This window comes from Tolypothrix bouteillei VB521301, from assembly GCF_000760695.4.
GTDB lineage: Bacteria > Cyanobacteriota > Cyanobacteriia > Cyanobacteriales > Nostocaceae > Scytonema > Scytonema bouteillei_A.
This window is the reverse complement of record NZ_JHEG04000001.1, coordinates 4719959-4732577: the sequence shown is the minus strand read 5'-3', so window position 1 is coordinate 4732577 and position 12619 is coordinate 4719959. Positions and strand designations below refer to the sequence as shown.

Below are 12619 nucleotides of genomic sequence, written 5' to 3'. Positions count from 1 at the left end.
TCTGCGAGGATGCTGTTGGCGAATCATAGGTCTGACTCCTCACCTCGATCCGGTGGCTCCGCCTCCTATGCTCAATTTGCCATGGGAGGCGGAGCCTTGCAGTCTGCATTCCCAACCGGAGTGGCTTCTATTGACTAAAACTTTTGAACGAGTGCTGCAATTGCAGTTACCAATTTAGAAGGATCCGCTGGTTTAGCAAGATACAATTGAAATCCGGCTGTTAAAACTTGTTGTTGTGTCGCTTCTCCAGCATAAGCAGTGAGGGCGATGGCAGGAATTTTTCCTCCTTGACTGGCGCTAAGCGATCGCAGTTTCTGGATCAAAGAATAACCATCAACTTCTGGCATACCTATATCGCTCAACAGCAAATCTGGTTTTGACCTTGCTATTTCAGCAAGTGCTTCACGGGCTGATGTCGCTGTTGTGACAATTGCTCCCTGCTGTTCCAATAGAAAGGCTAGAAACTCGCGTGTATCAACCTCATCATCCACAACTAACACTCGTATCCCTTCTAAGGGATTGCAGAGCATTGAGAAGGGATACGAATTGTTAAGAACCTTGTTGTTATCTTTCCGTACCAACTCCTGACCTTGTTGCAGCGCTGGTAAACAAACTGTAAATGTCGCGCCTTGTCCTTCGCCAAAGCTCTCTGCCCAAACTCTACCACCATGTAACTCGACAAGCTTGCGTACAATTGCCAAACCCAGCCCCAGTCCACCTGACCTGCGGGTGATGCTACTATCGGCTTGACGGAAATACTCAAATACGTGTGGCAAAAACTCAGAACTAATACCCTGACCTGTATCCCTGACGCTGATTTGTACCTCAGAACCAATTTGTTCTAAGTAGACTTCTACCTCGCCACCAATGGGTGTGAATTTGACTGCGTTAGAAAGCAGATTCCAAATAACTTGTTGAAGACGATTGCTATCACCCTTTACCCGTCCAATTTTTGCGTCTAAATTCAAATTCATTTGAATTGATTTTGCTTCTGCTGCCAATCGCACTGTCTCTAAAGCCGCTTCAATAATAGAAGTAAGATTCACGATTTCTAAATTAAGTGCGAGTTTGCCCCGAAGAATGCGAGAAATATCTAACAGATCGTCAATCAATTGCACCTGTAGCTCGGCATTGCGTTCGATGGTTTCAATAGCACGCAAGCTAGCAACCTCATTCAACGAACGTTTTTTAAGGAGCTTTGCCCAACCCAAAATAGGATTCAGAGGAGAACGAAGTTCGTGAGAAACTATGGCGAGAAATTCATCTTTGATGCGGTTTGCTGTTTCTGCCACTTCTTTTGCCCGTTGGCGTTCTTCCGCTACAGCCAATGCTTGGTCTCGCAAGTTCCTATATTCCTGAACTCGAAACGTTAAATCTGTGACATCTTGAATTGAGAAAAGAGCATAAAAATCATCTCCGAACAATGCAGGTACAGCTGTTACTGTTGTGTGTTGAATGCGATATTTATCCTGTGCTACAGGCACGGGAATGACATATTTATGCAATTGAGAAGAAAAGATTGTAGGAGGTCCACCTTCAAAAATTTGGTGCAAGCGACTGGCGTAACGAGGTTGATTTAGATGAGGAAAATATTCATAAATTGAATTTCCTAAAATCTTACTTCTTGGAATTTTTGTCCATTCCTCTAAGCAGCAGTTCCAAAATAACACTGTGCGATCTGAGTGCAATATAAAATTTCCCAAAGGAATTCGATCTAAAAGGCTAAACTTTTCCTGTGCTTGCTCAATTTCTTTTCTCATTTCATCAGACCGATTTTAATATTCTACTGCTCCAAAATTTAATATTTCTTCTGTGTTTAAGCTACTCCAATTTCCCCATCAATCACATTAATTAACGCCTCAAATGTACTGACCTCAAAAACTAAAATAATATCTCCAATAATTTCTAATTGTTTAATTGTGAAGCGTGCTTGTGCAAGTATAATTTGTGAGTTACTTACATTTGTAGATAACAATAAATTATCAATCGTATCTTCTAAGTAAACAGGCAACGTGTAATTCAGGTGCTGCCTGAGTACATTGCCGATGGAACCCATCACCCCATTAATCACAATATTGCCAATTTCGCTCAGCGTACCAATTTTGACGGCATCTAAGTCAGCCGAACCTGGTTCTTCATTAGTCAGGACTGCAACCAATGTTGATGCGCTTTCAGTTGGAAAAATTAAGCCAGCCGTACCATAAAACGAGCCAGTAAAACCCAGTCTTACAGCCGCCAAACTATCATGCTCGAATCGTGTTGCCAATTCTTGATAGGCTTGTGAAGCAGTCAAAACTTTTACAAACGGAATTTCCAAACAAATGTGAGCCTCTATCATCTCATTGAGTAGACTAGCTGCCCGACCAACGCCAATATTAATCAATTCTTGTAAGGCATCTAGTTGATCTGCTGTCACATTCATGGGAGCTTTATTCCTTCACATTAATAACTTGCTGAACCGCCTCTCGCAATTCATTTGCTTTGGGCGGTTTGTTAATAAAGTTAACTGCCCCTAAATTATAACTTTGATTGCGCGACCCTTCTTGGATATCAGCTGAGATGATAATTGTGGGGATTTTTAATCCTTCTTTTTGTAAAGCCTCAAGAAATTCAAATCCATTCATATCTGGCATTAAAAGATCTGCTAATACGCAGTTGGGCTTGTGGTTGTAAACCATTTCTAATCCTTCACGTCCATTAGTTGCTTCAATGATTTCATAGCCATCACCTTGCAAAAACTTGCGGATCATTCTGCGAGAAAACGCTGCATCGTCGATAATTAGAACCAATGCCATCAGCTTTGCCCTTATTGATTTTTTCAATTATTATCATTGATTATATGTTAGCTAGCTCGCTAGAAGCCTTATACCAACTCGTTCGCGGTTCTATTCCGTTAGGCATAGGTCTGGTGTAGAATCGTTACTTGTGCCGCTCTACACATTGTGTAATCGGTAACAAATACTCTTATCAAATTGAACGCGGTTGAAGGATTTATCCAAGTTAATAATCGTTTCACCACTACCGAGAAATAGGAATCCGTCTGGTTTTAATTGTTGCTTTATCTTTTTCAGTAATGCTTTCTTAGTTGCTATATCAAAATAGATTAAAACATTGCGTAAAAATATAATGTCTAATTCAGGGAGGGATGACCACGATTGCAGGAGATTGATCTGACGGAACTCAACCATCTCAGAGATTTCTTCCTTAATTTGCCAGTGACTGTTAAGCTTATAAAAATATTTCTCGCGCAGGAGTTGAGGTAGCCCGCGCTTGATTTCAAGCTGGTTGTAACATCCTTGACGGGCTCGTGCTAGTACCTTGGTGGAAAAATCGCTAGCAATTAACCGCACAGACCAATTGCTCAGCATGGGAAAATGTTCGCGAATGAGCATGGCAATACTATAAGGTTCCTGCCCGTTGGAACAAGCAGCACACCAAATATTTAGCGATCGCTCAATGGCTCGGTTTTCGATCAATTCTGGCAACACAAAATGGTTCAGTGCTTCAAAGGGATAAACATCACGAAAAAATGAGGTTTCGTTGGTGACGAGTGCCTCTACCGCTTGGATGTGAAGGCTGCTGAAAGGCTGAGCCTGCAGGTAAGTGACTAAATTGGTAATTGAAGCAAATCCTGCCGCTTCTGCAATTGGCTGCAAATATAGCTCTGCTAAATAGCTTTTATCAGGATATAATACAACTGCCGAGTGATTATATACTAATTGACGAAGATAGTCAAATTCAGCGGTACTTACAGCCATAGCCTACTTTATTACTACGTACCTAAAATAGGAACTTGATGGAGACGAATTCGGCGCATGATTTCAGCCGCCATTTGCTCGAGAGGAACAACCCCATCGGCAAGCCCTGCACTGACAACGAAACCGGGCATTCCCCACACCACGCTACTTGCTTTGTCTTGTGCAAGCACCTGTCCTCCTGCTTCGCGGATACATTGGCAGCCGTGCAATCCATCTTGTCCCATCCCCGTTAGTATAACCGCGATCGCGCCACCACCATAGACTTGTGCAACGGAACGCAAGAGGACATCAACCGAAGGGCGACAGGAATTTTCGGGGGGTGTCTGAGGGGTGGCAAGTCGCACTACAGTTTTGTCGCGTTGCACAACCATGTGAAAATTTCCCGGTGCGATCCACACGTGTCCGGGTTCTACTACGACTCCAGGAACCGCTTCATCCACTCGGATTTGACACTTAGAGGATAACCGTTCCGCTAATAGTTTTGTAAACATCGGCGGCATATGTTGCACGATCAGGATAGGAACTGGTAGATCGGATGGAAGCTCTCCAAGCAGTGTCGCCAGAGCATTAGGCCCTCCAGTAGAAACCCCAATTGCAACAATATTAACTGGCTCTACCCGAGTTCGTTCAGGAGGAACAGTTCGATGGGTCATTGTCATTGGCGCGAGTAAGGGCGTCGTTCTGGCACCAAGTACTTTGATTTTAGGAATTAAGTCCTCACGGATATATTGGTTTGTTGCCTCCACACTTCCTAAATTACTTGGTTTTGTTACGTAATCCGATGCACCTAAAGACAGAGCTTCAAGTGTCGCGCTTGCTCCAGTACGTGTGGAGGCGCTGAACATAATCACCGCTAAATGTGGATAAGTTTGTCGGATTGCAGCAAGGGTTTCTAAACCATTCATCTCTGGCATCTCGACATCCAAAAGCACAACTTCCGGATTGAGATGGGGAATCTTAGCTAGGGCAATACGACCATTGGCTGCAATCCCTACGACTTCTAGTTCTGGATCGCCAGACAAAATCTTACTCACTCGAGAGCGAACAACCACTGAGTCATCCACAACCAGCACCCGAATCTTGGGCATAATGATAAAAACCAACTAATACTTAAATTGGTTGACAACTTTCTGTAAATCTGATGCCATACGAGCTAGCTCTATGGCTGCTTGTGACATATTGCTGGCTCCATCTGTCGTGCTTTGAGCGTTGAGCGCCACAATTCCAATATTTTTGGCAATATCCGATGTTCCTTTGGCAACTTCGGCAATATTGCGAGCAATTTCATTCGTAGTAACTGTTTGCTCCTCAACAGCACTCGCGATCGTGCTTTGCAGGTCGTTAATCTGGTTGATAATGTCCGTAATTTGCGCGATCGCATCAACAGCACTTTTCGTATCAGTCTGAATTGCTTCAATTCGCTGACTGATATCTTCGGTAGCATTTGCCGTTTGTTTGGCTAGTTCTTTCACCTCGTTGGCGACGACAGCAAAACCCCTACCTGCATCCCCCGCTCTTGCCGCTTCAATTGTAGCATTGAGTGCGAGTAACTTTGTTTGTTGGGCGATCGAAGTAATTACCCTAATGACTTTGCCAATTTCAACACTACTTTGACCGAGTTTGTCAATTGTCTGGTTTGTGCGAGTGGCGGTTTTTACGGCATCAGTTGCGACCTTTGCTCCTTGGACGACAGTTTTAGCAATTTCTCGAATGCTGGCATTCATCTCTTCTACCGCAGTCACGATTGTACTGGTATTTTGATTTACCTGCTCTGCTGAGGCAGACGCGGAAGTTGCCTGTTCTGATGTTTGTTTGACGTTCTCTGTCATTTCCTGACTGACTGCGGTTAGTTCTTCTGAGGAAGAAGCAACTGCGGTTGCAACCTCTGCCATTTGACTGATGGAAAATTTCAAGCTGCCAATCATTTGATTGGCATTATCAGTAAGTTGCTTAAACTCTCCAGTATTCTGTTCTTCAAGCTGCTCGGACAAATTTCCTCGAGCAACAGCAAGCGTGACTTCATTTATACTTTCAATCTGCGCTGTTAGATGTGACGACATCCGGTTCAAGTTGTCAAGAGATTCTTTCCAAGAACCTTTCGATCCTTTGACAACAGCCTGAGAACCAAACTTCCCTTCTATACCGATATCGCATGCCAAGCGATCGACTTGGTTGACAAAACTTTGATTCAAACTCACCCATTCATTAAAAACCGACGCAATTTCACCCAAACCATTATTCTCGATTGGTAAACGCACGCTAAAATCACCGTCTCGGGCTGCTTTCATGGCTTTTAGTAACGGTTGCAGTTGTACATTTGTTGCACTGCGTTCGGTATCTACCGAATCCGTACTATTTATCGCAGGCGATTTAGAGTTGGCTGTTTTGCCAGCCCGATTTGTAGTCATGACCAAGCGCTCCTTTATGCTGATTTTAAATGTTAATTTAAAATTTTTTTGATGTCTAGAACTAGCACAAACCCCTCTTCGAGTGGGTAAGCTCCTGCTAGCATTTGACGCATTTTACCTTTTAGCGTTGCGGGTGGAGGTTGAAAGGTTTTTGTTGTAAATTCCAAGACATCTCCAACTTCATCAACGAGCAAGCTAACTTCTTCATCCTCCGAACATACAACAATATTAAATCCCTGAACTTCATCTACAAATTTAGCGGTCGAGCGCATGAACGACTCGCCCATTTCCAATCGCCTCTGCAAATCGATCGCCGTCAAAATTTGTCCTCGCAGGTTAATGAGCCCACAAATATCAGGTGGTGCTAAAGGTACGTGAGTCATCACTTGGGAGCGAATCACCTCTTGAACATACTTTATATCAATGCCAAAGTAAATTTCATTGACAAAAAAAGTGCAAAGTTTTTGTTCAGCCACGATTGGTTGTTTGCAGTAAATAGGGGTTGGACATCCGAATCACAGTTTCAATGTCAAGAATTTCTGTAATTTGACCTTGAATAACAGCACTCAAAAGAACGCCCGGTCTGCTAGGAATACCTTTGATTGTTAATGATTCGTCTACTATATCAAGAATGCGATCGACCACTAGCCCGACACTCAGTTCTGAGTAGGGAGAGACAATCACGAGCGCAAGCGAATCTGCTTCACTTGCAAAAGCTCCTTCGCCATCACCAAATATAGTATGCAGATCGATCAGTGGCAAAATTCTATTGTAAGACTGCACCACATAATGATTTCCGACTTTCTCCACAGCGGAACGAGGAATTTCTTCAAGCCGAAATGCTATTGTTAGGGGAATACCCATGCGTGTACCTTGGGGACCCTGAAATAGTAAAATCTGTTGGCGATTCACCAGATCTTGGTTCTCTGCGACTGTATCGCCCGACAACAGATGCTTTTGTTTCGTGATTATACCAGCCCGGTTTGCCAAACCGACGACATCTACAATCAATGCTACTTTGCCATCGCCAAGGATAGTAGCGCCTGCAAATAGGGATAGTGCCTGCAACTGCTTTCCTAGAGGTTTAACGACAATCTCTAGAATATCTTCAATGGTGTCTACGAACAGACCAAATCGACAGTTCTCAGCTTGGACAATTACCAGACTCAGTGTTTCTAAATGAGTAACCTTGTCTTTGATGTGCAACACTTGATTTAAGTAAACCAGTGGTACAAGATCGCCCCGCAAGCGATACACGGGAACGTCGTAAAGCATCTCGATACTATTAAGTACCTGTTCTGCTTCTAAGCAAACTAACTCTTGCAGGCTCGTTTGGGGAATAGCATAGCGATCGCCCCCACAGGTGACAATTAATGCTGGGATAATTGTCAAGGTCAATGGAATCTTCAGTTTAAACGTCGTTCCTTGTCCCGGTTGACTGTAAATTTCAATGCTGCCGTTAATTTTCTCAATATTACTCTTAACAATATCCATACCAACCCCTCGCCCAGAAAGGTTGGTTACCCGATCGCTAGTCGAGAAGCCTGGTAAAAAAATTAAGTTTATCGCTTCCGACTCGCTTGCGCTCGCAGCCTGTATGGCATTCATTAAACCAAGCTGCTGCGCTCGCACTTTGAGTCGTTCTGGGTCGAGACCGCGACCGTCATCGCCGATCTCAATATTGACTTTACCGCTTTCATAAAAAGCTCTCAAAAATATGTGCCCTATGGTTGATTTACCACAAGCGGTCCGCTCTGCTGGTAACTCAATACCATGATCGATGCAGTTACGGACTACGTGAGTCAAAGGGTCCTTGATGGCTTCTACAATACTTTTATCGAGTTCCGTATCTGCTCCTTCCATTTCTACCTGAACTTGTTTCCCGGAGGCGAGTGCCAAATCGCGAATCACGCGAGGGAATTTTTGCCAAATGGTACTCATTGGCTGTAGACGAGTTTTCATCACCCCTTCCTGCAACTGGGCTGTAATTAGGTTAAGGCGCTGGCAAGTCGCATCAAAGGCACTATCCTGAAACTGGTCTGAAAATCCGAGGACTTGGTTGCGGACTAAAACGAGTTCTCCGACTAAGTTCATCACCCGATCTAATAGAGAAACGCTGACTCGGATGTGAGAAGATTCTGATGCAGTTAGGGCTGACACTTCTGGAAGTTCGCTATCACTCGACTCAACAAACTTACTTTGCTGTAGTATTGGAGTCTTAACAGCAGAGTGAGGTAATGCAGACACTGTGTCTGCTTGTTCGGTTTCCTGCAATTGAGTTAAAGCCTTGATGAGTGATGAGTAATCGTTGTTGCCCTCATGCTTGGTCGTCTTTATTTGAGAAAGAATCTGCCGGATGCTGTCAACTGTCTGGAGTAAGATACTAACGATTTGAGGAGTTACCGCTAGCTTGCGCTCGCCAGAGGGCGAGTGCTTTAGACGATCGCGTAGCGCACTTAACAAACTCTCTCCCGCATGGGCTAGTGATTCCAACTTTGGAAACGGTAAAAAGCCACAGTTCCCTTTTAAGGTGTGGAGCGAGCGATAAATGCGAACTAGCGCTTCTCCTTGAGAGGACGCTTTTTCTAGATCGATAATGTCGCGTTCAATTCGATCGAGATTTTCATAGCTCTCAAGTAGAAATGCTTCTATATCATCATTTTCTGCTAACTCCATTGCGTTAATAGGCTCTATATTTATCTTTTTTGGTTCATCCTAACCTTATTTTAAACTCTGGAGCGTCTGTAGTGGTTTATCAAATCGCTTCACTTCTGACTGGAAAAAGGCAGATGGCAGATGGCAGAGGAGCCACTGTAGTGGGCGGGTTCCACAGGCTACAGCAAGTGGCTTAGTAAAAGGTAAAGACGCTTGTTTCATACTTGGTAGTGAACTTTTTTCATCGCGACGGCCTTCAAATAAAGACTCGCAACAGACCAATAAGCGCGATCGCACAATTTCCGTATTAGCAAGTATTTGTACCTCAGTAATGCCTGTTCTAGCCATGTGTTTATTGTGTCAACGCTCTACTCATCTTTTAAAGATATCTATATTTTTAAAAAACCATGTAAAGTTATTTCTCTTAATTTTTGAAAAAGCAAATATATTTTGCAGTCTTTGATAATCACTATTTCCTGACAATTAAATAAATATACTTAACCAGAAACAATGAAAAAAACTAATAATTTTAACAAAATACTGAGAGAAATGCGTGTTTTTAGTCTTGACAACAAAAACCTTACGTATTTTCTACAGTCAATAAATCCTGTATTCATAATTTTTTTATATTTTCTTTATAACTTCTAAGAGAAAATACGCTATTCTACTGAGTCTTGATTAAATTTTTAAACATAGGAATGTACGGATGTGAGAAATATTAAAAAAAACAAAAATTATATAAAAGAAAGTTTTTGAAGCAACAGTGATTATCTTAAACACCACAAAATACAGACTGAATCTTAAGTTCAATTTCTGTATAACGTGTTATGGATTAACCACTGTTACTTCAAAAAACAAAAAATGGAAAATCTTGAGGAAATCGATGTTTAAATTAGATTGCATTGATTGGCAAGAACATAGTTTTGCTCTAGCTGCTTTCCTAAAGAAACGTCAATTTGCAAGTATTAGTTCAAAAGAATAATGGCTTTTATTTTCGGCATGACTTCCAAAAGAAAAATTTACTTCTTGTAAATCTTCATTAGGATATGTCTGAGGCCAAAATGTCGTGTTACTTAAAGCAGTGAGTTGCTTTGTAAGAACGCGATGAGCCACTTGCTGAGAACTTACGCACTGTATCAAACCTGTTTTACGTGCATTGATTCAACTTTCCAGTTTGAACTGTTTTTGAGATGCATGACTTCATTTTTTTAAGGATAATTCTGATGTCAAGCATACATATGCAGTGTGAGAACCTGGTGAGGATTTTGTAAATTTTTCTTGAACGCAAACCTGTTAAGGTTGCAGATTCGTTAATGCACATACTCTTTTCTGCCTACAGTGCGTAAGTCTTATCGGCAGGGGTAGTTAGGAGAAATTAGCTACCACTTACAGTTTCTATTTCAGCCCACTGACTTCAGGTTGGGTCTATTTGTCTTGCGTTTCTGTCACTGAGAGAGGTATTATGACTCAATTAACTTTTCCTAAATTACACTGTCCTTTTCCATCTCAAATCAATAAATATGTTGATGTTTTGGAAGATTCTTCTTTAGAATGGGTATTGCGCTTCAATTTACTGGCAAAGGAATCAACTTATCGTCGGTTTTCTAAGTCAAAATTCTTTTTACTAGCTGCACGAGCCTATCCAAACTGTGAGTTAGAAGAATTAAAAATTGGAAACGATTGGTTAAGTTGGGTATTTATTTGGGACGATCAATGCGATCTCTCAGAGTTGAAAAAACAACCTGAAGCTCTAAAGGTGTATCACAAAAGATTTATGGAAATCTTAAATGGAGCGGAACCAACCAAGAATGATATACCTCTAACTCACGCCTTACACGATTTGCGACAGAGGACGTTTCAAAAAGCGAGCATGCAATGGTTTCGTCACTTCCTCCTTTGCTTTGAAGAATACTTTCAAGGATGTGTTGAAGAAGCAGCAGTCCGCGCACAGAACATTGTGCCTGACATTGACGCTTATATGATGATACGCAGATGCAGTGTAGGCGGAAATCTTTTCCTGACAGTGAGTGAATTTTGCAATAACTTTATGCTGAGTGATTTTTGGAGAAATCATTATTTTGTAGACAAGCTCAAACTAATGACAATTAACGTTCTTGCTTGGTGTAATGATATCTTTTCAGCCTCTAGAGAAATGGCAAGTGGTGATGTCCACAACATAGTCTTAGTACTGCACTATCAGCAACAACTTTCTTTAGAAAACTCTCTCGATCGCGCCGTTATTATGCACGATCGAGAGATGAAATCTCTGACAAGCTTGGAAGCCTGTGTACCAGTTTTTGGCAACGAGTTAGATAGTGAATTGACGCAATATATATCCATAATGCATGCTTGGATACGCGGCAATCTCGATTGGTATTCTTATACCGATCGCTATCAAAGTGTCGAAATGTTAGAACCAGTTAAATACTAAGATAGGTAAAATAATGACAGCAACTATTAGCCAGCAATCGCTACCTTTACCTCCTGGTAACTTTGGTCTACCGTTACTTGGTGAAACGCTAAACTTTCTGTGCGATCCAGATTATCTGGAAAAGCGACAGAAGCAATACGGATTTATTTTCAAAACCAATTTGTTTGGGCATCCTACAGTTGTTACAATGGGAGCAGATGCCAATCGCCAATTGTTTACCCAGGAAAAAATGCATCTTGCTAGTAGATGGCCTGAATGTACCAGGGCGTTGCTAGGGTCGGGGTCTTTACTTATCCAAACAGGTAACGAGCACCAAAATCGACGCAAGATTTTCCATAAAGTTTTCCAACCAAAAATCATAGAACAGTCCTTTTCCAGTATAGAAAGTATCTCCCGCAGTTATTTAGACAAATGGGAACGCATGGGTACATTCAACTGGTTCCCAGAACTGAGCAAATTCTCTCTTGATGTTGCTTGCAAGTTTCTCATAAGTTTGGATACTTCTAACGATGACCATTTCAGTAAATTGTTTGAGAAGTGGGGAGATGGTCTATTCTCAGTACCAATACCTTTACCTTGGACTAAGTTTGGTCGAGCATTACACAGTCGCAAGCAACTACTGATACGCATTGAGGAAATTGTCCGAGAGCGTCAGCAGCAATCACATCCCGGTCAAGATCTTTTGGGGATGCTGTTGCAAGCGCAAGACGAAGATGGGAATAAGTTAAGTTTGCAAGAAGTGAAAGAACAAGTCTTAACGTTTCTATTTGGAGGTCACGATACAGCAGCATCAACGCTGACATCAATGTGTCTGTTTCTAGCACAGTTTCCGGAAGTTTTAGCCAATGCTCGTGCAGAACAACGACAGTTGGGGTTGGAGGAACCGCTAACAGTAGAACGTTTAAAGCAGATGAACTATCTGGACCAAGTTCTTAAAGAGGTTTTGCGAGTTAATCCCCCTGGTGCTTTTGGTTTCCGCAGAGTCACGAAGGAATTTGAAGTCAACGGTTATCGCGTTCCCCAAGATTGGACTGTCGTTTACTTATTTAAAAGAAGTCATCAAGACACTTCTGTCTATACACAACCGGAGTGTTTTGACCCAGGACGTTTTGCGCCAGAAAGGGCTGAGGATAAAGCAAAACCATTTGGTTATTTACCTTTTGGCGGTGGGTTACGAGAATGCCCCGGTAAGGAGTTTGCTAAGTTAGAAATGAAACTATTGACAGCAATGTTGCTACGCGAGTATGAGTGGGAACTGGTATCGGGACAAAATTTAAATTTCGTTCAGTTTCCCACACCATATCCTTATGACGGTCTTAAGGTTAAGTTTCGCCGTCTTGCCTCACAGCATTGATATCAAATAATGT

General features: G+C 42.2%; 11 protein-coding genes. 2 read left to right on the top strand and 9 right to left on the bottom strand.

Annotated elements, in window-relative coordinates; all coding sequences use genetic code 11:
- Nucleotides 1-134: 134 nt before the first annotated feature.
- The 9 genes from HC643_RS18970 to HC643_RS18930 form a co-directional block, all read right to left on the bottom strand.
- Entirely contained in the window at nucleotides 135-1760 is a 1626-nt protein-coding gene (locus tag HC643_RS18970) for an ATP-binding response regulator (protein ID WP_038088049.1), read from the bottom strand.
- A gap of 56 nt (nucleotides 1761-1816) precedes the next feature.
- The gene (locus HC643_RS18965; protein ID WP_038088047.1) at nucleotides 1817-2422 is read right to left on the bottom strand and encodes a chemotaxis protein CheC; all 606 of its coding nucleotides are present in this window, start codon (nucleotides 2420-2422) and stop codon (nucleotides 1817-1819) included.
- 7 nt (nucleotides 2423-2429) lie between these two features.
- Nucleotides 2430-2795: a response regulator gene (locus tag HC643_RS18960; RefSeq protein WP_038088043.1), complete on the bottom strand. Its 366-nt coding sequence runs from the start codon at nucleotides 2793-2795 to the stop codon at nucleotides 2430-2432.
- A gap of 138 nt (nucleotides 2796-2933) precedes the next feature.
- Nucleotides 2934-3758 carry a CheR family methyltransferase gene (locus HC643_RS18955; protein ID WP_038088039.1) on the bottom strand — a complete coding sequence of 275 codons (825 nt, stop codon included), beginning with the start codon at nucleotides 3756-3758 and terminating at the stop codon, nucleotides 2934-2936.
- A 14-nt stretch (nucleotides 3759-3772) separates the two neighbouring features.
- Nucleotides 3773-4846, bottom strand: a complete 1074-nt coding sequence (locus tag HC643_RS18950) for a protein-glutamate methylesterase/protein-glutamine glutaminase (RefSeq protein WP_038088082.1) — start codon at nucleotides 4844-4846, stop codon at nucleotides 3773-3775.
- Nucleotides 4847-4861: 15 nt separating this feature from the next.
- A complete protein-coding gene (locus HC643_RS18945) occupies nucleotides 4862-6166 on the bottom strand; it encodes a methyl-accepting chemotaxis protein (RefSeq protein ID WP_038088036.1) in 1305 nt (434 codons plus the stop codon).
- A gap of 32 nt (nucleotides 6167-6198) precedes the next feature.
- Nucleotides 6199-6642 carry a chemotaxis protein CheW gene (locus HC643_RS18940; RefSeq protein WP_038088033.1) on the bottom strand — a complete coding sequence of 148 codons (444 nt, stop codon included), beginning with the start codon at nucleotides 6640-6642 and terminating at the stop codon, nucleotides 6199-6201.
- A complete protein-coding gene (locus tag HC643_RS18935) occupies nucleotides 6635-8842 on the bottom strand; it encodes a chemotaxis protein CheW (protein WP_038088030.1) in 2208 nt (735 codons plus the stop codon). Before HC643_RS18935 ends, HC643_RS18940 begins: the two co-directional genes overlap by 8 nt.
- A gap of 45 nt (nucleotides 8843-8887) precedes the next feature.
- Complete coding sequence (locus HC643_RS18930; protein ID WP_137986322.1) at nucleotides 8888-9169, bottom strand: hypothetical protein; 282 nt, start codon at nucleotides 9167-9169, stop codon at nucleotides 8888-8890.
- Nucleotides 9170-10283: 1114 nt separating this feature from the next.
- On the opposite strand from HC643_RS18930, the gene HC643_RS18925 reads away from it, so the two are divergent.
- Both HC643_RS18925 and HC643_RS18920 read left to right on the top strand, forming a co-directional pair.
- Nucleotides 10284-11252 (top strand): terpene synthase family protein, encoded by a 969-nt coding sequence (locus HC643_RS18925; RefSeq protein WP_038088027.1) that lies wholly within the window; start codon nucleotides 10284-10286, stop codon nucleotides 11250-11252.
- 13 nt (nucleotides 11253-11265) lie between these two features.
- A complete protein-coding gene (locus tag HC643_RS18920; protein ID WP_038088023.1) occupies nucleotides 11266-12606 on the top strand; it encodes a cytochrome P450 in 1341 nt (446 codons plus the stop codon).
- Nucleotides 12607-12619 lie beyond the last annotated feature (13 nt).